The 21,434-nt window shown below is 48.7% G+C and carries 21 protein-coding genes; 6 read left to right on the top strand and 15 right to left on the bottom strand.

The window, feature by feature from the left end; all coding sequences use genetic code 11:
- Window positions 1–126: 126 nt before the first annotated feature.
- From BR62_RS0107015 to BR62_RS0107005, 3 genes are all read right to left on the bottom strand, one after another.
- Window positions 127–1,806 (bottom strand): glycoside hydrolase family 13 protein, encoded by a 1,680-nt coding sequence (locus BR62_RS0107015; RefSeq protein ID WP_032870246.1) that lies wholly within the window; start codon window positions 1,804–1,806, stop codon window positions 127–129.
- Window positions 1,807–1,888: 82 nt separating this feature from the next.
- Window positions 1,889–2,668, bottom strand: a complete 780-nt coding sequence (locus BR62_RS0107010) for a glucose 1-dehydrogenase (protein ID WP_020955275.1) — start codon at window positions 2,666–2,668, stop codon at window positions 1,889–1,891.
- A gap of 115 nt (window positions 2,669–2,783) precedes the next feature.
- A complete protein-coding gene (locus BR62_RS0107005) occupies window positions 2,784–3,905 on the bottom strand; it encodes a response regulator aspartate phosphatase (RefSeq protein WP_007409040.1) in 1,122 nt (373 codons plus the stop codon).
- Between the two features lie 109 nt (window positions 3,906–4,014).
- On the opposite strand from BR62_RS0107005, the gene BR62_RS0107000 reads away from it, so the two are divergent.
- Window positions 4,015–4,518: a M15 family metallopeptidase gene (locus BR62_RS0107000; RefSeq protein ID WP_007409039.1), complete on the top strand. Its 504-nt coding sequence runs from the start codon at window positions 4,015–4,017 to the stop codon at window positions 4,516–4,518.
- Here BR62_RS0107000 and BR62_RS0106995 read toward each other — a convergent pair.
- Both BR62_RS0106995 and BR62_RS0106990 read right to left on the bottom strand, forming a co-directional pair.
- Window positions 4,515–5,873: a YcdB/YcdC domain-containing protein gene (locus BR62_RS0106995; protein WP_015239098.1), complete on the bottom strand. Its 1,359-nt coding sequence runs from the start codon at window positions 5,871–5,873 to the stop codon at window positions 4,515–4,517. The two genes, BR62_RS0107000 and BR62_RS0106995, sit on opposite strands and share 4 nt — an antisense overlap.
- Window positions 5,874–6,073: 200 nt before the next feature.
- On the bottom strand, window positions 6,074–7,474 hold the full coding sequence (locus BR62_RS0106990) for a YcdB/YcdC domain-containing protein (protein ID WP_032870244.1): 1,401 nt from the start codon (window positions 7,472–7,474) through the stop codon (window positions 6,074–6,076).
- A gap of 126 nt (window positions 7,475–7,600) precedes the next feature.
- Between BR62_RS0106990 and BR62_RS0106985 the strand changes: the two genes are divergently transcribed.
- Window positions 7,601–8,596: a DUF5105 domain-containing protein gene (locus tag BR62_RS0106985; protein ID WP_032870241.1), complete on the top strand. Its 996-nt coding sequence runs from the start codon at window positions 7,601–7,603 to the stop codon at window positions 8,594–8,596.
- Between the two features lie 43 nt (window positions 8,597–8,639).
- Here the strand turns inward: BR62_RS0106985 and BR62_RS0106980 are convergent, their stop codons facing one another.
- The 4 genes from BR62_RS0106980 to BR62_RS0106965 all read right to left on the bottom strand — a co-directional run bounded on the left by BR62_RS0106980 (window position 8,640) and on the right by BR62_RS0106965 (window position 12,866).
- Entirely contained in the window at window positions 8,640–9,572 is a 933-nt protein-coding gene (locus BR62_RS0106980) for an aldo/keto reductase (RefSeq protein ID WP_007409035.1), read from the bottom strand.
- Between the two features lie 130 nt (window positions 9,573–9,702).
- Entirely contained in the window at window positions 9,703–10,773 is a 1,071-nt protein-coding gene (locus BR62_RS0106975; RefSeq protein WP_032870239.1) for a helix-turn-helix domain-containing protein, read from the bottom strand.
- A 136-nt stretch (window positions 10,774–10,909) separates the two neighbouring features.
- Window positions 10,910–11,554 (bottom strand): lipase EstA, encoded by a 645-nt coding sequence (locus tag BR62_RS0106970; protein WP_007409033.1) that lies wholly within the window; start codon window positions 11,552–11,554, stop codon window positions 10,910–10,912.
- 196 nt (window positions 11,555–11,750) lie between these two features.
- Window positions 11,751–12,866, bottom strand: a complete 1,116-nt coding sequence (locus BR62_RS0106965) for a type II asparaginase (RefSeq protein ID WP_020955272.1) — start codon at window positions 12,864–12,866, stop codon at window positions 11,751–11,753.
- 177 nt (window positions 12,867–13,043) lie between these two features.
- Between BR62_RS0106965 and BR62_RS0106960 the strand changes: the two genes are divergently transcribed.
- Both BR62_RS0106960 and lmr(B) read left to right on the top strand, forming a co-directional pair.
- Window positions 13,044–13,610, top strand: coding sequence for a transcriptional regulator LmrA (locus BR62_RS0106960; protein ID WP_007409030.1), 567 nt, complete (start codon window positions 13,044–13,046; stop codon window positions 13,608–13,610).
- A 36-nt stretch (window positions 13,611–13,646) separates the two neighbouring features.
- Window positions 13,647–15,086 carry a lincomycin efflux MFS transporter Lmr(B) gene (gene lmr(B) / locus BR62_RS0106955; protein WP_032870238.1) on the top strand — a complete coding sequence of 480 codons (1,440 nt, stop codon included), beginning with the start codon at window positions 13,647–13,649 and terminating at the stop codon, window positions 15,084–15,086.
- Window positions 15,087–15,121: 35 nt separating this feature from the next.
- Here lmr(B) and BR62_RS0106950 read toward each other — a convergent pair whose 3' ends face one another.
- Complete coding sequence (locus BR62_RS0106950; protein ID WP_032870237.1) at window positions 15,122–16,249, bottom strand: aminotransferase class V-fold PLP-dependent enzyme; 1,128 nt, start codon at window positions 16,247–16,249, stop codon at window positions 15,122–15,124.
- A gap of 71 nt (window positions 16,250–16,320) precedes the next feature.
- On the opposite strand from BR62_RS0106950, the gene pcp reads away from it, so the two are divergent.
- Window positions 16,321–16,968: a pyroglutamyl-peptidase I gene (gene pcp, locus BR62_RS0106945; protein WP_007409027.1), complete on the top strand. Its 648-nt coding sequence runs from the start codon at window positions 16,321–16,323 to the stop codon at window positions 16,966–16,968.
- Here the strand turns inward: pcp and tatC are convergent.
- From tatC to BR62_RS0106925, 4 genes are all read right to left on the bottom strand, one after another.
- Window positions 16,965–17,690 carry a twin-arginine translocase subunit TatC gene (gene tatC / locus BR62_RS0106940; RefSeq protein WP_032870236.1) on the bottom strand — a complete coding sequence of 242 codons (726 nt, stop codon included), beginning with the start codon at window positions 17,688–17,690 and terminating at the stop codon, window positions 16,965–16,967. The genes pcp and tatC overlap by 4 nt on opposite strands.
- A gap of 61 nt (window positions 17,691–17,751) precedes the next feature.
- On the bottom strand, window positions 17,752–17,949 hold the full coding sequence (locus BR62_RS0106935; protein WP_003156681.1) for a twin-arginine translocase TatA/TatE family subunit: 198 nt from the start codon (window positions 17,947–17,949) through the stop codon (window positions 17,752–17,754).
- Between the two features lie 12 nt (window positions 17,950–17,961).
- Window positions 17,962–19,713, bottom strand: a complete 1,752-nt coding sequence (locus BR62_RS0106930; RefSeq protein WP_032870235.1) for an alkaline phosphatase D family protein — start codon at window positions 19,711–19,713, stop codon at window positions 17,962–17,964.
- A gap of 263 nt (window positions 19,714–19,976) precedes the next feature.
- Window positions 19,977–20,405, bottom strand: a complete 429-nt coding sequence (locus BR62_RS0106925; RefSeq protein WP_011996267.1) for a cell wall hydrolase — start codon at window positions 20,403–20,405, stop codon at window positions 19,977–19,979.
- 153 nt (window positions 20,406–20,558) lie between these two features.
- On the opposite strand from BR62_RS0106925, the gene BR62_RS0106920 reads away from it, so the two are divergent.
- Window positions 20,559–20,942 carry a DUF2512 family protein gene (locus BR62_RS0106920; RefSeq protein ID WP_003156684.1) on the top strand — a complete coding sequence of 128 codons (384 nt, stop codon included), beginning with the start codon at window positions 20,559–20,561 and terminating at the stop codon, window positions 20,940–20,942.
- Between the two features lie 63 nt (window positions 20,943–21,005).
- On the opposite strand, the gene BR62_RS0106915 is transcribed toward BR62_RS0106920, so the two are convergent.
- Window positions 21,006–21,344, bottom strand: coding sequence for a thioredoxin family protein (locus BR62_RS0106915; protein WP_007409022.1), 339 nt, complete (start codon window positions 21,342–21,344; stop codon window positions 21,006–21,008).
- Window positions 21,345–21,434 lie beyond the last annotated feature (90 nt).

The raw sequence follows: 21,434 nt of genomic DNA, 5'->3' as shown, positions 1-21,434 counted from the left end.
TTCATTTGTTACCTATACCATAATAAAACGAAGTAATTACGTTTTGCAAGATATTTTTTTCTAAATTAATATCCAATTTACCTAAAAAGCCCCCGCCATGTATGGACGGGGGAGTCCTATCACATATCAGGCAAGCAGATAAACTCTTGTTTCGTATGGGCGGAATGTGATGCGGGATTCCGTGCCGCTGTCATTATCATAGTTGCTGAGAAGCAGCTCGGCCCTTTCAGGTTCGGAACCGTCCGGCCAATAAAAAGCGGCTTCTTCTTTCGATACGTTGCTGATGGACATGAGTTTTTGTCCGTTTGCCTGTCTTTCATACACGAACAGCTGCGGGTCATCAGGAAGCAGCAGCGTGTAGCTGCCTTTTATGATATCAGCATACTGTTTTCGCAGGCGGATCAGTTTTTTGTAAAAGTTCAATATAGAATCGGGATCATCCTGAGCCTCGGCCGCATTGACGGTTTTGTAATTGGAATTGACCGCGAGCCACGGTTCGCCCTCCGTAAATCCGGCATTCTTGCTGCCGTCCCACTGCATCGGTGTACGGGCATGGTCCCGGCTTTTCGCCATAATGGACGCCATGACTTCTTCCCTGTTCCGGCCCATTTCAAATACCCTTTTATGATACATATTGATGGTCTGAATATCTTGATAATCCTCTATTCTGTCAAACGGAGCGTTTGTCATGCCGATTTCTTCCCCCTGGTAAATGTACGGCGTGCCTTTCATGAAATAAAGCAGAGCGGCAAGCATTTTGGCGGATGCTTTGCGGTATGTGCCTTCGTCTCCGAAACGGGATACGATCCGGGGCTGGTCATGATTGCACCAATACAGCGTATTCCAGCCTCGATGTTCCAGTTTTTCCTGCCAATCTGTGAGCACTTTCTTCAAATCGGACAGCTCAAGCGGTTTTACATCCCAATGCTCTTGGCCCGGCTTTTGATCAAGCTCCATATGCTGAAAATGAAAAATCATATTCAGTTCATGCTCATCGGTTCCCGTGTAGACCAGCCCTTCCTCAGGCGTCACTGATCCGGCCTCGCCGACCGACATCACGTCATATTTGGAAAATACCTCTTTCGTCATTTCTTTTAAGTAATCATGTATCCGTGCTCCGTTTGGCCGGAAAGGCTTCGGATCGGCCCGGCGGGCGATGTAATCTTCATATGGCGGCAAGTATTCTTTTTTTGACAGAAGATGGAGCTGGTCTATTCGCAATCCGTCCACGCCTTTATCGAGCCAAAATCTCATCATCTCGTACACGGATTGCCGAACCTCGGGATTTTCCCAATTCAGGTCGGCTTGTTTGACGGCGTTCATATGCAGGTAATATTCGCCCGTATGTTCTTCGTACTGCCAGACGGATTGTCCGTAATCCGACACCCAATCGGTCGGCGGGCCGTCCGCGGTGCCCGGCCGCCAAATATAATAATCGCGGTATTTGCTGTCCGGATTCATTTCCGCCTCTTTGAACCAAGGATGCTCCGTGGAGGTATGATTTAAGACGAAATCCATCACAAGCTTTAATCCGCGGCTGCGGCATTCTGTAAGCAGATCGTGAAAGTCCTCCATCGTTCCGTAAGATTCCATAATCGCTTGATGATCCGTCACATCGTAGCCGTTATCGACGTTTGGCGACGGGTAAATCGGGCAGATCCATATCACATCAGCGCCAAGTTCTTTTATATAATCGAGACGCGCGATAATCCCCCGCAGGTCGCCTATACCGTCGCCGTTCGTATCTTGAAAGCTTCGCGGATAGATTTGATAGACAACGGCGTCTTTCCACCAGTCATTCGCCATCTTGCGGCCCTCCTGTTTTTTAGAGAACCATTTCCTTTATGATCCTTCCCTAAACAAAAAAGAGAAGGTTTCCCCTTCTCTTTTATCTGTCCAGCTGAGACGGATAAAGCGTCATGCCTCCGTCGACGAAAAGTGTCGTTCCGGTTACGTAACTCGCTTCTTCCGACACCATCCATGTGGCGGCCGCGGCGACTTCTTCCGGTTTTCCGAAGGCGTTCATCGGAATTTTTTTCAGCTGGGCCTGTTTATGTGTTTCATCTTCCAGATCCTTATTGGACTCCGTGGCGATCGTGCCGGGAGCGATGGCATTCACCCGGATGCCTTTGTCTGCGTAATTGAGCGCCATCGTTTCCGTCATCATTTTGATCCCGCCTTTGGATGCCGAGTACTGCACGTTTTCAGGACGGGGTATTTGCTGATGAACGCTCGATATGTTTAAGACCGTTCCTTTTTTGCCGCGCTCAAGCATATGTTTCAGTGCCGCTTTCGCCCCCAAAAAGGTGCCGGTCACGTTGACGTCGATGACCCTTTGCCAATCCTCCAGGCTCATTTCATGGGGCATCGCTTCGGCCCCGTTAAAGCCGGAATTGTTGACCATCACGTCCACACCCCCGAAATGCTCCTGGGCGGCATCAAACAGCGCCTGAATCCCTTCTTCTGAGGATACATCGGCTTTTACGGTGACGGCTCTGCCTCCCGCTTTCTCAATGATGTCCGCCGCTTCTTCCGCTCCGGCGGAATCACCGAGGTAGTTCACAACCACATTCATCCGCTCCTTGCCGAAGCGTTCGGCAATGGCTTTTCCGATTCCTTTCGAAGAACCTGTTACGATCGCTGTTTTTCCCTGTAAATCCTGATACATTGTCTCTTTTCCTCCCTGATGTTAATACAGAGCATGTACCCGGTTTTGATCGGCCGAAAACAAAAGAGATCATAAAAAGAACGATGAAGCCGAAGCTCCCTCGTTCTTTTTTTCATTATGCGTAGTTGTTCATTTGCAGCCTTTTTTGCACGCCGACAAGCCTGCTGAAAAAATAAGATGCCGCTTTGTAGTTCTCCCGTTTATGAAAGAAATGAGCCGCGTCCTGAAGCAGTTCCTCTGTGTCAGCCAACAGCTCTTTTGATTCCAGAATGTCAAAATACTCTTTGAGCGAATCCTGTCCGCCTTCCCCCTGATAAAGCTCTTTAATCAGACGGAATTTCGTCATATAGATCTCATCTTCCCACTCCGCCGCGCTTCTCATGCCCCGCGCGCAGCTGGCGGCGGCTTCACTGTATTTTTCCGTTTTAAAGTAGATATGCGTGAGTGAAAAAACAGCCTGGATGACCTGCCGGAAGCTGTGTGCTTCAAATCCGGCAGCCGCCCGTTCAAAATCCTCCGCCGCCTTGCAAAAGTCACCCAGACTGTACATACAGTGCCCGATATTATAATAGGCCGCAGCAATCATATATTGATCATCAAGCCGCTCCGCGTGTTCCAAGGCGCATTCGAGGTATTCCAGCGCTTTTTTATGCTGCTGGGCGTCCATCAGATTTCCGGCAATGATAAATTTGCACTGCACCCTTCTCATTCCGTATAATTCATATTTCTTGTAAATATCAAGCGCCTGTCCCGCGTAATTCATCGAAAAGAAAGTCTGCTTGATATGATAGTACACCTCAGAAATTTTATACAGAAACTCGGCTTTCTCTATGTCATCTTCCACATATTCAAGCTTTTCCTCAGCCCGCTTATAATGAGAAATCGCTGAGATGAAGTTTTTCTGCTTAAATTCATACATTCCCCTGAAATAGTAAAAATAATATTCCAGTAAGCCGGTCAGCTTTTGCTGGTTCATCTCAATCTCAGTGAGCATTTCAGAGAACGGAGGCTGGCAGTCGCCGTCTTTCATGGGTTTTAATTTATCCAGCATGATGCGGTGCCGAAATTCCATCAATGAAAAATACAACAATAAATCCTGGTTCTCTTCCATATCTTCGAGTTCATATTGAATCTCCCGCTTCAGCGCTTCAGCTTGATCGGCTTCAAACGCGCGGATCAGCTTATACCATTCATTCATCTTTACGGCCACTTCTTCAGATGGAATCTTGGATTTCATAGATTTGCCTCCTTCCTCCGGCTACTAATTATGTTATATTTTATCATAGCAAATTTATGGCAGTGAGCAAACAAAGATTTTAATCAATTAAAGAAAGAGAGAATTCACCATGAAACGACCAGTCAGAATTGCGCTGCTTTTGATCCTCTTCTTTTCCGCAGACCTATGTTTTTCCTATGTGCAGAAAGAATTGAGGCCGCAGACGGCATTACAAGACAGAGCCATTCCAAGCGCTCTTCATCCGCTCGTGAAACAGAATGCGGAGCTATTGCAGACGGCCGCTCTGAACAAAGGCATCACCGTCGTTATCACAGAGGGTTTCAGATCAATTGAGGAACAAAACGAATTGTACCGTCAAGGACGTTCAAAAAAAGGAAATATCGTCACCTACGCAAAAGGCGGGGAATCTTACCACAATTACGGCCTTGCGATCGACTTCGCCCTGCAAAAAAAGGATGGAAGCCTGATTTGGGATATGACGTACGACGGAAACCGAAACGGCACGCCCGATTGGCTTGAGGTCGTATCGATTGCCAAAACGCTCGGTTTTGATTGGGGAGGCGATTGGAGAGGCTTTAAAGATTATCCTCATTTACAAATGATCCCTGGCTAATAAAACCTTTTCTTTTTTCGCTTTTGCGCATCAATGTACGGAGGATAGACAGGCCTGTACACAAGCTTATATCCTTCATTGCCGGACGGCGTAAAATCGCGCTGCCACTCCAGCCGCAGATGGAAATCGGATAAAAAAGCGGCCTTTGCTTCTTCGGGAGTAACGGCCGGCACCGGATTGATCTTCTCCAGCTGCTCCGGGTCAATGTCAGGCGCCATGTAAGCTTCCACAAGCCCCGTTACGGGACTGACAAGTATTCTCGCAGCGCCGAACCGCAGCGGAATATCCTGATGCCATATGGAAAAATGGAAGCGGAACCTGCCCCTTCCGTCCGTTTTCACCGGGTTCATTTTAAAAAACTCGTCCGCTCTCGGATAAAGCTTGTATAAAAATTGAAGCGCGACGGCCTCACACTCTTCCGCAGAATAAAAGGCCGGGCCCTGGTGCTCAATAAAAGATTTAAAGGCTGTCATTTTCCCTGTCTTTTTGTCCGTTTTCATCTTCATTGTATTTTTGTTGCTGCTTTCAAAATAGCTTTCGATACTCAAATCTTTCCGTTCCGGAACCGATCCTTTCCGCCATGTCGTTCCGATCTCATCCCCGAGATCGCGCCGGCGCGTCTGAACCATATCCGAGGTAAACCCCATTAATTCATCCAGGCTGATTTCCCGTTTATGTTCAAACGCGGGAAGCGGTTTTGCCGGCTCATTCCTGTCTTCGCAAAGCTGCTGATCCGGCACGATATCATCTTCACCGGCCGGATAGCTGTAAGCCGGCAGAATCGGTTCATAGACGAGACGCGGTATTTTCTCAAAATTGACCACATCATAGACGAGACTGAATGTCAGCACACTCATATAATGCGAGACGACTTTTTCCCGATCGACGAATGTTTCCGGAACGGGCGCTTCACCCTTATCCCCGTAATAGATAAACTGCACGACGAAGCCGCTCCTGGTTACATCAACGAAAAAACCTGAATCGGGAAGCGGCCGGCCGAGCACTTTTTTTGTATAGATAAATCGGATGCACCCATTGCGTTCTTCCCTCGCCTGAAAGATGAAATTCATAAAAGTTAGCGGGCGGTGTCTCGCCGCAAACCGAAGAGCCGTCAGCTTTAATTCGGCGTCTGACAGCTGCATGTCTGAACTCGGACAGTCGTTGCGTGAATAGGTAAGCAAAGATCCGTCGTCGCCCAGCTCAATCGTGACCGTTTTATCCGGATGGTTACGATCTTTCCATATATAATAGGCTTTCGTTTTTTGTTTTTCATCATAATCTTCTATTTCAAGCTCATAGTCCGGCGGTATGTTCCCGATTTCCAGCGCTTTTTTTCTCAGATGTTCTTTCAGCAATGGGGTCATCCTTTCAGAAGAGTGTATAAAAAAGAACTGTTTTTTATTATATAAAAACGTCCTTATCCTTTTAAAGGGAAGAAAGTGCCTTTTATGTGTCTATTTTTAGCAAAGAGGGAAAAGAGCCGTATTCAGAGCGGCTCTTTTTCATACAAATGTCACATTCCCCGCGAAAGCCCCGGGACGAACGCCCATGACCTTCAGCCTATTAAACTCGTGATCGCTTCCCCTGTATGAGCCTCAATAAACAGCGGGAAAACCGGCTTGTATACGAGCCTGTACACTTTTCCGCAGCTGTCGTCATCGTAACAACGATCCCAAGCGAGCTCGGCTTTGATGGCCCGGCGGATCGCGTCTTTCGCCTCTTCCATTGTCAATGAAGGAACGGGATCGATTTCCTGGAGCTCTTTCGGATCAATTTCCGGCGGCATATATACAGTGACAAGACCCGTCTTTTTGCTGACACAGATTCTCCCCTCTCCGAATCGCAAATCAACGCCGCCCGAACAAGCCTTATATGTAAGTCCCACGTTTTCTCCTTCATCATCCGGCTCATCATATTGAACCCGGAAATACTGATCCGCTTCCGGAAACATGGCGAATAAAAAGCGAATGGCCATGTGATGGCATTCTTCCTCGGAAAACCTCGGTTCGCCTTCAACTTTTATAAATGACATCACCCCGGTGAGCCGGCCCGATTCTTTATCATGCATTGTTTTCAATACGTGTTCATTCCGTTCTTTAAACAGACTTTCAAAGCTTTTATCTTCCCGTACGGATTTTGTTTTTTCAGGACGCCAGGCAACGCCGATACAGCCCTCTCCAAGATCGCTTTCCCTCTCTTTATAAAAACCGTCGTGCAGCCCGATCATGTCATTGATGCTCAACTTTTCCGCTTCAGGTGCAGGGCGTGAAATCGGGACATACGGCCGCGTGTCGTCTTCCAGCTCTTCATATTCGTCTAATTCTACATTCTCTTCCTTCAGGTCGGCCGATATCGGCCGCGTCGGAGACACGATTTCATAGACGAGATGGGGCTTGTCATCCCCCTGCACATAGACGGACTGATGCAGGACGGTGAACAACAGCTCTGCTTCAATATGTTTGACAAAGTGAGCCAATGCTTCCCGCTTGTCCGCAATTGTCTCCGGTCTTAACAGATCATCGGCCTTCCCATGGTAAGAAAAGCCGGTTACTTCCCCTGTCACAGCCAGGTCGATGTAAAACCCGGTCAGCGGAAGCGGCAGACCGTCAGCCATCTGAACATAGGAATATCTCACATCGCCATCATTGGCGGAGCCGCTGTTTTCCAATTCAAACTCAGCCAATGCCCCCGGACGATGGGTTTCTAAAAACGCCCGCATCCGTTCTTCTATGTCCGATTCCGAAAGAGGCGGCAGATCAGTCTGGAAAGCCGGACGGGATAAGTATTTCAGTTTTCCGTCCCGGTCTAATTCGACCATGATGCCGGCTTCCGGATCATTCTTATCTTCCCACCAAAACAGAACCTCATCTTCCTGGTATTCTTCCACATTACTCTCGTAGCGGGCAGGTACGTCTCCGATTCGGAGAGCCAGCTGTTTCAACTCTTCTTTTTTCATCATAACACTTCCTTTTCTTCCAAAAAGATTGATGATTACCAAGACTCTTTTATACAAAACTAGTATAATTAACCTGTCCATCTTCATGACTATCGAATTAATCATTAACAACAGGGGGTAAACCAGATGTCCATCAAAAAAATGAGCGCCGTGTTTTTCATTCTGCTTCTCACGGCATTTACCGCCGCATGCAGCAGCGAAACGAGCGGCGGCCAGGAAAGCAGCACGGCGAAAGTGAAAATAAAAGAGACGGCATGGGCCGCTTCAAACGATACTGAACATCCGGCCGCGCTGAAAGTAACGGTCACCGTCAAAAATACGGGCAAAGACCCGCTTACCGTCAAAAGCAGCGACTTCTCGCTTTATCAGGATGACGTGAAAACAGCCAAGACCGATAAGGAAGACTTGATGCAGAGCGGCACGCTTCATGCGGGTAAGACAGTGACGGGCAATCTGTACTTCACGGCTGACGAAGGCAAATCCTATGAATTGGTATATCAGCCGCAGGCAAAAGACGCGAAGCCTTTATCTTATAAACTGAAAGTCAAAGGCACAGCCTCCAACGCAAAACCTGACCCAGCGGACGCATTATCCGCATACATTGATGTGATGCTGTACGGCAAGCACAATAAAGATTTCACCCGCCTGACCGGTGTAAATGAAAAAATGACGGCCGCCGCATATCAGGAATCGGCGAAAGCCAGCTTTATCGCTTCTGCAGGTATATCACAAGAACAGGCGGATTCAAAAGCCATTTCCGCTATTATTGACGCCATGTCATCAGCGCTTCGGGATAACACAGAGCTCAAGGTGCATACCAAGTCCATGTCAGGCAAAAAAGCCGTCCTTGAAGCAAAAGTGACGCCGCTTGATATGTCTCCGCTTGCGGGCCAGCTGCAAGACCGCGTGCAAGACTATGCCGGAAAGCACCCTGATGCTGATGAAAACGAAATTGTCAGCCACCTGCTTTCTGTCTATCCGGAAGAGTTTATGCGCCTCAAACCGGCTTCTTCTTCTGTTACAAGAGAAATCGAGATGAAGAAAAACGCCCGCGGCCAGTGGTATCTGGATACAGACGCCGATCTGGAAGGATTGACAGAAGCGTTTTTGAAAACGTCCTGACAACAAGAAAGGAAATAGCGCAGGCTATTTCCTTTTTTTATTTTCACTTAAAGATGTCACTGATATATTGAACCTCATCCTCGGTTAACTGCACATGAAGCGCGTCCAGATTGTGTTTCAGCTGGTCGGGGCGTTTGGCTCCGGGAATGATCGCATCCACCGCCGGCTGCGACAGAAGCCATGCGAGTGCGATATGCGCTGTCTGCGCCCCTTTTTCCTCCGCAACGGCCCGAAGCTTATCCACTCGCTCCAGATTTTGGTGAAAAGCTTCTCCCTGAAACGGCGGCCTGTTCTTTCGGTTGTCCTCAAAGACTGTGTCTTTTGTAAACTTTCCCGTCAGCAAGCCGGAAGCAAGCGGAAAATAAGGAATAAAGGAAATGCCGTTCTTTTCACAATAAGGCAGCAGATCATGCTCCGCCTCACGCTGAATCAGTGAATATTCCGATTGAAAAACCTCTAAATAGCCGTCGGCGTTAAACTCCTGCAATTGCCGGAAGCTGAGATTGGACGCGCCGATTGCTCTGATTTTCCCTTCGTCCTTCAGTTCTTTTAGCGTGCCCGCCACTTCGGAGAGCGGTGTTTTGCCGTCAGGGAAGTGGACGTAATACAAATCAATCACGTCTGTTTTCAGCCGCTTCAGGCTGTTTTCCGCCTCACTCCGGAGAAATTCACGGCTGTTGTCCAGCTCGATTTGTCCGTTGACTTCTTTATGCGCGCCTTTTGACGCAATCACGAGGCTGTCCCGCACGCCGCGCTCTGCGACAACTTCACCGATTAACTCTTCGGAACGCCCCAAACCGTATATAAACGCCGTATCAATAAAATTGACGCCGCCGTCCAATGCTGTGCGGATGAGTTCTTTTCCCGTTTCATCATTAAGATTCGGAAACAGATTATGTCCTCCGACCGCATTTGCGCCAAAACCGATACGCTTTACCCGTAAATCCGTCCTGCCCAGCGTACGTGTCTCATCCATGGCTCAGGCTCCCTTCCTTTTATCGCTCTGTTTAGTATTAGATAGACGGTAAGAATTATCCTGCCTGAGAGCCTATCTACAGAAAAAACCTTGAAAAGCGTTTGCCCTTCAAGGTTTTTTTGGCTGTGTATTAAGATGTCAGAGCTGCGGCGAAGCGTTCGGCTTCATCCGTGAGAGCACCCTCGATTTCCTTATAGCGGCTGGAAATCGTTGAGGCGCTGACGCCGTACTTCTTCGCCAGCTTGGCTTGAGAAACGGACGCGCCGTTCAGAGAAATGCTGTTTACGTAATATTCGACCGCCGCCGCGAAAGCTTCAGGCTTTCTGATCGTCGGTGTTTTTTTGATACAGAACGTTTTCCACAGATCAATTACGGCCGGAACCAGCTCAGCCGGGTATTCATCCCCGCTCAGGCCTTTTTCAATAGCGTCTGCCGTTTCCTTTTCCATGTCGTTGGCCCACTCTGTCTGTTTTTCTTCAGCAGCCTGCTCAGGCTCTGCCGCCGTTCCTAAAAGAGCGGCCAGCACAATGTCGAAGTTGTCCTGCATAAAGCGCTCAGGCGATTTTCCTTCCGCAAGAGCCGGGGCAGCCGCCTTTTTCACTTTGCTGATTAGAGCTTCGGTCCGCTTCACAGGGAAGATCGTAAATTGCATGAAGAACTCCGCTTTTTCCGCTTCGTGGATCGGATAGCCGAGAATCAGGCTTCCCGCCGGCGGAAGATCCTGCTGGCTGACGTCCATTTCCACTTTGAATTGTTTTTTCGTCATCACATCTTCAAAGTGAATCATTCCTTCTTTCACATCTTCAAGCACCATAACGGCAGGTGTCATGCTTTTCCATGATTCAACGATTTCCCGTGTTTTCGGGCGGTTGATGCCGCCGGCTTTTTTCTGAAGATATTCTTCAAAAATCGTCTTGCCGCCTGCCAGCGGACGGAAGAAAATTCCCCAGATGCCGAGGTTGAAGACTCCGATGTCTTTTGTCTGTCTGTCCAGCTCCGTAATGAACGCGTGCTGGTTAATAAATGATGATATGCCGTCTCTATGTGCTGTAAAGGCGTACTCCATTAGGCTTTCCTGAATCTGTTTCGCTTCTTTTGCCGCGATGTCTGCCGGAATGGCAGCTTCTTTGCTTCCGCAGCATTTTTTATATTTCTTCCCGCTGCCGCATGGGCAAGGGGCATTTCTTTTCACTTTTCCCACAATAAACCCTCCGAATTCTGATATAACTTTATTATTTTAACAAAAATAACTTCAGAGGGCTTGGTTTACGGCGAAAAAAGAATATGGAAGAAAAAAAGACCCCGGGATATTCTCATTCTCCGGGGCTTTGAAACTGTTAATTTGTATTTTGTCCGCCGCCGTTCAGACCTTCTTTAATCAGCCCGTTTACTTGGCTGTTCATCAAAAGTCCGATGTGTCCGACACCGTGAATCTGCACGTTTTTCCCGCCGATCAGCCGTGACAGCGGGTTCAGGACGATTAAGTCCGCTGAGCTGTAAATCGATGTATATAAAATCTTTTGGTTCGGATCAGTCCCCGGAAGCGCCCGGTTGGTCACAAGGCCGTTCGCTCCGCCGAGTGTGACGACGTTTGCGATTTTGTCTCCGCCGTCAAGATTTTTAATGTAATAGAGCGTGTTGGCGCCGCCCATGCTGTGCGCGACGATATCGACTTTTTTCGCACCTGTTTCGCTGAGCACTTTTTTCACGTAATTGGACAGTCTCGGTGCATTGTGTCTGTTGTTTCCGGTTTTGTCCAGAAAATCAATGGCGTACATCTCATTTCTTGACCAGCCTTGGGATGCCAAGTACGTTTTGATTCCCGCGAAGTTAAAGGACGCCCCGCCGATTCCGTGGACCATGACAACCGGGTTATGCTCTGAGGAGGCTTTCGATACGGTCGGCTGGAAGGCAAATACGGAAATGACGGAGAGCATGCAGACTGTAAGGATCGCTAGGATTTTGCTTTTGATTTGTTTCATGAACTTTCCTCCTGTTATGTAATTTTTTTGCAATTTTCATTTTATTAGAGAAGAAAAGGAAAAAATAGAGTATTTTTTACTGTTTTCAACAATTGAAAAAGAGGCGGAAAAATGAGAAAGACGCCCCTTTCCCGAAAGCACACTTATACTTTAATACGGCAAACAAAAAAAGGAGAGAACACCCGGTTCTCTTCTCCTAGTACTCATTGAAATAGGTTTGAATCCGCTTAGGGTCATGCGTTTTTGTCAGCGCGAGCATCAGCAGAATCCGCGCTTTTTGAGGGTTGAGAGAGTTTGAAGCTGTCAAATGGTCTTTTTCATACTCTCGATTAGGTGTTACCGTTCCGTTTCCCGTCCTTGTGGAGCGGACGACCGCCAGCCCGCTTTTGACCGACTTTACGGCGCCTTTATGCGCCGCATCAGACATTGAGCCGTTTCCCGGGCCTGCAAAAATAATGCCTTGCGCCCCTGATTTTACGGCAGCTTCAAAGAGATAGCTTCCGTCATTTTGATAGCCGTATATAATATCGACTTGCGGCAGTTTATCAAGTTTGTCTATCTTGAAATCTGTATCCTTCGTATGCTTTCGGGTCATGATGTTATTAAAATAGATGTCATCAGCAATTGTTCCGATATAACCCATTTCTTCCGATTTGAATGTGTCGGCCGCGGTTGTATTGGTTTTTGTCACATAGCGCGCCGAAGCGATTCTGTCATTTAATACGACAAGCGTCCCCTTACCTTTCGCATCAGGCGCAGCCGCTGTTTTTACAGCGTTATATAAGTTGGACGGCCCGTCTGCTCCGATCGCCGTGGACGGCCTCATTGACCCGGCGACAACAACGGGCTTGTCACTTTTGACCGTCAGATTGAGAAAGTAGGCGGTTTCCTCAAGTGTGTCTGTTCCATGTGTAATGACAATGCCGTCTGTATCATCAGACTTGAGCAGCTTGTTTACCCGTTTTGCAAGTTTCAGCAGTGTCTCGTTATTCATATTCTGGCTGCCGATATTCACAACCTGTTCTCCGCTCACATGCGCGACCTCTTTTATCTCCGGAACGGCCTGAATCAGGGCATCAACTCCGATTGCCCCCGCCGTGTACTCCGTAGCTGACGTCTTTGAAGGAGCAGCGCCTGCAATTGTGCCGCCGGTGGCAAGAATTTTAACATTCGGAAGTCCGTCTTTTTTCGCTGAGGCTGCGGCTGCCATCCGGGGCGGTGTTTCTTTCGCTTGAGGAGATTGGGAGCAGCCGGCCGCGATGAAGAGCAGAGCCGTGATAAATGTAATGAAGGGCATGAATTGTTTTTTCATTCTTTTCTCTCCTTTTCTTTATTTATGAAGATTTTCCTCTCACCGGTCAACGTGCTTGTCAGGCAACCTCCCGAAGAAAATAACCGTTAAAAAACCTTGACACCGTCATGTGAAATCAAGATAATAGACCAGTCACTATATTTTAAATTTGTCAAAAATCAGTAAGGTGGGAACATTATGAGCTATGGAGATTCTCGTGAAAAAATCCTCGCCGCGGCAACCAGGCTGTTTCAGCTTCAGGGGTATTACGGCACGGGGCTGAATCAGATTATTAAAGAAAGCGGTGCGCCGAAAGGTTCTCTTTACTATCATTTTCCGGACGGCAAAGAGCAGCTCGCCATTGAGGCTGTCAATGAAATGAGCCATTATATCCGTATGAAAATAAAAGAAAGCCTTGATGCCCATCCTGATCCTGCGGAAAGCATTCAAGCGTTTTTACAGGACTTATCAAGCCAATTCACATGTCCGGAGAACTTTGAAGGGTTTCCTGTCGGTTTACTGGCTGCCGAGACTGCTTTAAAGAGCGAAAAGCTCCAGCAGGCCTGTCAAAGCGCTTATCAGGAATGGGAGAATCTGTTCGCGGGCAAATTGAGATCAGCCGGTTTTTCTGATGAGAAAGCGGCGGAAATCAGCACTGTTTTAAATGCCATGATAGAAGGCGGCATCATTGTGTCCTTAGCCAAAAAAGACAAAATGCCGATCCTCCATATTTCTAAACAAATCCCGAACCTGCTGAAGACATAAAATACGAGAGACATGTACGTATAGAAAGAGAGGAGAATGATTTTGGAAAACACTCAGCCTTCCAAACAATATAAAGTCATGCCGATCATGATTTCTTTACTGACGGCAGGGTTTATCGGCATGTTCAGTGAAACGGCGCTGAATATCGCCCTGACCGACCTGATGAAGGAGTTGCATATCACTCCTGCGACCGTCCAGTGGCTGACGACGGGCTATCTGCTCGTTCTCGGTATTCTTGTGCCGGTATCGGGTCTGCTTTTGCAATGGTTTACGACGAGACAGCTGTTTATCGTTTCACTCGCTTTTTCCATTATCGGCACGCTGATTGCAGCGCTTGCACCGAGCTTTCCGTTTCTTTTGGCGGCAAGAATCGTGCAGGCTTTAGGAACCGGGCTGCTGCTGCCGCTGATGTTTAATACAATCCTCGTCATCTTCCCGCCGCATAAGCGCGGAGCGGCGATGGGGACGATCGGGCTTGTCATCATGTTCGCTCCTGCGATCGGTCCGACATTTTCAGGGCTTGTGTTAGAGCATTTGAACTGGCATTGGATTTTCTGGATTTCCCTGCCGTTTCTTGTGTTGGCTCTTTTATTCGGCATCGCCTACATGCAGAACGTGTCTGACATTACAAAACCGAAAATTGACGTGCTTTCCATTATTCTGTCTACGATCGGGTTTGGCGGCATCGTATTCGGATTCAGCAATGCGGGCGAAGGATCAGACGGCTGGTCAAGCCCGACGGTTATCGGTTCGCTCACTGTCGGTGCGATCGCGCTCATCTTATTTTCCATCAGGCAGCTGACAATGAAGCAGCCGATGATGAATCTGCGCGCTTTCCGCTATCCGATGTTTGTTCTCGGTGTCGTGATTGTATTTATCTGTATGATGGTTATCTTATCGACAATGCTTCTATTGCCAATGTATTTACAAAGCGGACTGATGCTGACGGCGTTTACGTCCGGACTCATCCTGCTGCCGGGCGGTATTTTAAACGGCTTTATGTCTCCTGTAACGGGGCGCCTGTTTGATAAATACGGACCGAAGTGGCTTGTCATTCCCGGGTTTGTCATCACGGCCGCCGTACTTTGGTTTTTCTCAAACATTACCGGCACTTCAACGGCCATTCTCATCGTCGTGCTCCACACATGCCTGATGATCGGCATTTCCATGATCATGATGCCGGCGCAAACGAACGGCTTAAACCAGCTGCCGCCGGAATTTTATCCGGACGGAACGGCCATTATGAATACGCTCCAGCAGATGGCCGGCGCAATCGGCACTGCGGTGGCGGTCAGCATCATGGCAGCCGGGCAGAAGAATTATATGAGCACCGTGAAAAACCCGAATGATCCTTCCGCATACTCTCACGCGCTGATTGCGGGCGTCCAGCACGCCTTTATCTTCGCGATGATTGTCGCTGTTATCGGCTTGATCAGCGCCTTGTTTATGAAACGGGTCAAAGTGAATCACTCATAAGAAAACAGCAGGCTCCCCGTGAGTCTGCTGTTTTTTTATATACCGCGCGCTTCAGCCAGTTCATCAATCGCATAGATCAGATCATCGGCCGTGTTATAGAAATGAGGCGCCAGCCGGATGATTTGTCCGCTGGTTGCGCATACGATGTTTTTCCGCCTCAACAGCGCAGCCGTTTCCGCCGCTTTTTCATCCCGTATGGAAATCATGCCGGGTCTGTCATCGGCAGACGGCGGCCCTGTGAGGTGCAACCCTTTTTCAAAAGCGTATTCATACGCAAATGCGCTGAGTTTTTTTACTTCCCGGTGAATGCGGTCTGTGCCGGCATCGTTTACTAGAGATAAAGCCGCCTGTGCCGCATATATGCTGATAAATGCCGGGGTTCCGGTCTCAAAGCGTTTGGCTCCGTCCGCATAAGAAAAACGGGTTAAATCCAGCATCGACGCCCGCTGCTGCCCGAACCACCCGGTGACTTTCGGCTTCAGCCGTTCGGCAAGTTCCTTTCTGACATAAAGAAACGCCGTTCCCGGTATGCCGAGCATATACTTTCTCGCACCCGCGGCCAGCATATCAACTCCCCATTCTTTTACATCAATCGGGATGTGCCCCGCCGATTGATAAGCATCGACAAAAAGAAGCGATCCCTTCTTTGCGGATATCTCGGCAATGCGCTTCATATCCTGGACAAAACCGGACGTATATGACACATGGGGCACACAGGTGAAAAGCGTCTGTTCCGATATGTACGTCTCATACCGCTCTAACGGGATCATTCCGTCTTCAGACGGCACGACTGAAAGCTCCATCTCAGTCTGTGCCTTCAAAATGTGGGCGATCGCCGGAAAATCCAATTCCGTATACACCGCCTGTTTCTTTCGGCAATCCGGTAAAGCGGAAACGACGGCAGAGACAGCAGCCGTTACTGAAGGTAAAACGGCGATTTCTTCAGGATGGGCGCCGATCAATTTCGCAAATTCACACCTTGCCTGCTCCGTTCGTCCAATGGCTTCTTCCCAGTTTCCGCCATGCTGAAGCAGGCTTTCCTGATAGTCATTGATCGCTTTTGAAACCGGCAGGGCAAGAGCGCTTTGAGAGCAGCTGGCGAGCATCGTATGTGTGCGGAGCGCCGGAAATAAAGATCGGTATTGCACCAGAGGCGAATTCAAGACATGTTTCCCCCTTCGGCAGGAATATATGTCCATTATAGAGTATGGTAAAAAGAAAAGGAGGGTTTTATATGGAGAAAAAAGTATTGCTGACAGGCTTTGACCCCTTCGGCGGGGAAACGGTCAATCCTTCATGGGAAGCGGTCAAACGGCTGAATGGTGCCGCTGAGGGCCCTGCCTCTATCGTATCTGAACAAGTGCCGACCGTTTTTTATAAGTCTCTTGCCGTGCTGCGCGAGGCGATCAAAAAGCATCAGCCTGACATTATCATCTGTGTCGGACAGGCAGGCGGCAGAATGCAGATCACGCCGGAACGGGTCGCGATCAATCTCAATGAGGCGCGCATACCGGATAACGAAGGAAACCAGCCTGTCGGGGAAAACATTTCTCAAGACGGTCCCGCGGCTTATTGGACCGGCCTTCCGATCAAACGGATCGTTGAGGAAATCAAAAAGGAAGGCATTCCCGCGGCTGTATCCTACACGGCGGGGACATTTGTATGCAATCACCTCTTTTACGGGCTGATGGATGAAATCAGCCGCCATCATCCGCACATCCGCGGCGGGTTTATACACATCCCGTACATTCCGGAGCAAACCTTGCAAAAGTCTGCGCCGAGCCTCAGCCTGGATCTCGTGACAAAAGCGCTCAAAATCGCCGCGGTGACCGCCGCGGCGCATGAGGACGATATTGAGACCGGCGGAGGCGAACTTCACTAAGCTGCAGACGCCGCCTCGGCCCATTTCTTCCGGTAAACGATGCGGGACAGCGTCACACTGATTTCATAGAGGACGAGCAGCGGAATCATGACGAGAAAGTCAGACATAAAATCCGGAGGCGTAATCAGCACCGAGACGACAATCAGCACAAAATACGAAAGCTTCCGCGCCTTTGCCAGCCGGGTTGGATTCACGATTCCGAGCCGTGTCAGAAACATGACGGCCAGAGGCATTTCAAACAAAAATCCGAACGGCAATGTAAGATTCAGCATAAAGGTAAAATACTTGTCCGCCGTAAATACCATGTCAAAATGGCCGGCGGATAATTGTGTTAAAAATCCGAGCACAATCGGAAACAGCACAAAATACCCGAAGGAAATTCCGATAATAAACAAAACCGAAAGCCCCGGAATGTAAAGCAAAGCGGCGCGGCGTTCAAACGGGGTCAAAGCCGGCGCCGTAAAACGCCAGAGCTGAAAAGCGGCAACCGGAATCGTTGCCGTAAGGGCGCATATTCCCACAATCATCATATATACCCATAAAATCTCGCTCGGCCCTAAAACGGCCAGCCTGCCATCCAAATCCTTGATCAGCCAGTCATAAATATCCTGCACAAACCAGCAGGCGCCGATAAAAAACACGAGAAAGGCGATAACGGTTTTAATGAGACGCTGCCGGATCTCCTCTAAATGCCCGATCAAGTGGGTTTCTTTTTTATCCAATCGTACATCCTCCTTATAGAGAAAGAGGCAGAAGCGGATTCGTCTGCCCCCATGTCAGGATTCAGCCTGCCGTTTTGTCTTTCTCAGCCGTCTGCTTGTCCGGCTCTTCATTTGAGACCAGTGTTTTTGCGGCGCTTTTAAATTCAAGCAGCGTGCGGCCGGCGGCACGGCCGATTTCCGGAAGCTTTGAAGGCCCGAAAATGATGAGAGCGATGACGAAAATCAGGATCAACCCGGGAATGCCGATATTTGAAAACATGAGTGTGCCTCCTTATTGTGAGATTTTGGCCCGTTTCTTTCTCATTTGCTTTTCATGCGCATTGTTATGGGCGAAGAAACGATCCTCTTCCACCTCGTTTGACTGCTTTAAACCGCCTGCAACCGCAGCTTGAGAGACCTTCCGAATCCCCGTCTGGTCTTTCTGATAAATGAATGAAGCCCGCGTGGATACCTCAGCCCCCGGCTCCGTCACGTACGGCACCACTCTGTAATCCGCTCTCCATTGGGCAGGGGTCACCGTACAGCGGACATAGCCGCGGTAATCGTTGAAAAACTTAATATGCGGGTTTTGTTTTAAGATCTGATCCGTATCGGCCCGTTTATCCGCCCCGTTTCCTCCAGATGTAATGGAGGTCCCGACGAATTCGGCTCCGAAAATCTTTGAATTCGTTTGATTAAAATCGGTATGCAGGTTTGACACCCAGCTTGCGTGAACATCACCCGTCAACACGATGACATTGTTCAGGTTTTTGCTTTTTATAAAATTGATGACCCGCTCCCGCTGAGCCGGGTAGCCGTCCCATGAATCCATGCTGTATATCGGATTGGCGGTTGTTCCGAAATTCCATTGCGCGAAAAAGATTTGCTGCGCCAGCACATTCCACTTCGCTTTTGAGGCAGCTAAATTTCCGAACAGCCATTGCTCCTGTTCTGTCCCCATCAATGTACGCTTCGGGTCTCTCCACTCATCAGAAGGCGGCTTATTCCCGTCGCCGTTGGCCTGATCATCTCTGTACTGTCTTGTATCAAGCACATTGAACGATGCCAAATTGCCATAAGAAAATTGCCTGTACAGCCGCATATCAGGACCGTTCGGCAATGACATGCGCCTGAGCGGCATGTGTTCATAATAAGCCTGATAAGCTGCGGCCCTCCTGAGCACAAACGCTTCAACGGATTGGCCTTTTTCAGGGATAATATTGGCATAATTGTTTTCCACCTCATGATCGTCCCACGTCACGACCCACGGAAATGCGGCGTGGGCGGCTTTCAGATTGGCATCAGAGCGGTATTGGGCATGACGGTTGCGGTAATCTGACAGTGTATACACTTCAGCGCTGCTGTGCGTCCTGACATTTCCCGTTTTTGACACATATTCGTTCGGTCCGTATTCATAAATGTAATCTCCGAGATGGAACACGAGATCAAGCTTTTCCTTCGCCATATGTTTATACGCCGTATAATAGCCGTGTTCATACTGCTGGCATGAGGCAAATGCAAACGTCATGGCGGATACGTCAGCACCGGGAGCGGGCAGCGTTTTCGTCCGGCCGACGGGACTGAGCTCATGCCCGCTTTTAAACCGGTAATAGTACACTTTATTGGGCTTGAGCCCGTCCGCCTCGACATGGACGGAGTGTCCGAGATTCGGCTTGGCCATTTCCGTTCCGCGTTTGACGATGTGACGAAAATGTTCATCAACGGCGATTTCCCATTTTACCGGCACGGCCTGCTTCGGCATGCCGCCCCCATTCAGCGGGTCAGGGGCAAGACGCGTCCAGAGAATGACGCTGTCAGACAGCGGGTCGCCGGAAGCTACGCCGAGGGTGAACGGATAGTTTGAAAATTTCGGAGCGGCATTCACTTCAAACGCGCCGATGGATTGCGCGACCGCTAACCCGAGGGAAAGACCGGCGATTTTCCCGGCGCCCTGTATAAATGCGCGGCGGTCAAACGTATTGTTCTGAAAGCTTTTGTTCTCCAATTCCTTGATCCATTCATCTAAACGGCCGTCATGTGTCATGTCAGTTCCCCTTTCGTCTCATTGATCGCCCTTATTATAAAAAAGAAATGTTAAACCGCTATGAAGAAGTGTGAAGGGTTTGTAAGGCTGAAAAATGGACGGCGGGAGACATTTTTCACATTGTTTCGACAAACCTTGCCCCGCCGGGAGAAAACCCCCTCTGTTTCTTTTTGGCTTGTCATCCGTCAAGCGAACTTTTTTCCTATTTTTCTTCACAAGAAATTAAAAAAACACCGTTCATTCTCAGAACGGTGCGCCCGGGATTAAAATGTATTGTACACGTTTTCGCACGTTTCACCTGTCGGCTGATAGAAGCAGTGGGATTTGAATCTCGCGACAAACGGCTGATCATACCAAGTCGGCGGGCAGTTTCCCGGCGGCTTAAAATACCACAGACTGAACTTAGCCGGCCAAAACCGTTCTCCGTTAATCGTCCGGCGGGCAAGCCTCCGCTCGGATTCACGCGGTCTCTGGTAAAAGTATCCGTGAGTCACCGCTTCAAACGCGTGCGGCTGAAACACCATCTGCCTGATGGTGCGCAGGCCTTTAAAATCAGAACAATTCGCCCGCACCCGATTGATTCCCACATTGCCGACCAAAAGCATTCCCTGCTTCCCTTCGCCTTCCGCTTCCGCCCTGAGCAGCCTTGCCATTAGATCCAGATCGGCGCTCGACGCTTTTACGACTGCCATCATGACACCTCCCGTATTTTCTCCCTTCATCATATTCAGCCGCGGCCCAGTGATGACAGACAAAAGCCAGAAAACAAATGTTCACGAAAAAAGGGTTTATATTTCACGTTATGAGGAAACATACTAACATGATTTCCATAAGGAGGAATTCGCATGGAACACATTAAAGCGCTTGCCATCAAAGGCATTATGACCATCATTATTCTGTATCTGATACTCGGCTTAGGTTTTCGCTTTACATTCGGCGACGTGCTGCTGATGACCATTGTGCTGGGAGCCGTTTCTTACTTTACGGGCGACCTGTACGTGCTGCCGAGATGGAATAACATCACGGCGGCGTCCGCTGATTTCGGAATCGCGTTTCTTGTTGTCTGGCTGATGGGAATGCCGCTGTCCATGGGCATTTCCGGAGGAAGACTGGCGTTTGCCGCTCTTATTTCCGCCGTCATCATCGCCGTCGGAGAATATTTTTTCCATATCTATCTGATGAGAAAAGACTTGGGCGGGTCCCGTTTTTTAGAACCCCGGTCCGAATAACGTAAAAAAGGCCGGATAAAAGCCCCTTTAAAGGGGGCTTTTTATTTGTAAAGTATAAACGCTTTATACATCTTGATATAACTGATAAACCCTTTTCAGCCTTTCTTCGAGCTGTTCAAAATGAACAAAGCGGGCTTCTCTCAGAAACTCAGTCCCATCAATGAACAAAAGAAGCACGGGAACAGTGAAGACTGAAAATCTGCCGGCCACCTCTTCTACCTCGTCAGCATTGATATGCCCCAATTTGATATTCGGAAACTGATCCAATACTTTTCTGAGCTGCGGCAGAACAGCGTGACATACTGTACAGGCGGGTCTTGAAATGTAGATAAAACTGAATTGATGCTGTTTAATAAAATTCTCGATAGAATCTAATGAATGTAATTCTGCCATCTCTTTCAACAAAACCCTCCTCCAATCGGCTCGTCTTTCATGACCAAGCTCATCAATACTTCTACATTCACTATACACATTTATATTGAACATATCCGC

This window comes from Bacillus sp. UNC69MF (assembly GCF_000746035.1).
In the GTDB taxonomy this organism is placed as follows: Bacteria; Bacillota; Bacilli; order Bacillales; family Bacillaceae; genus Bacillus; species Bacillus velezensis.
The sequence above is the reverse complement of the archived record's forward strand: the minus strand, read 5'-3'. Positions and strand labels throughout refer to the sequence as shown.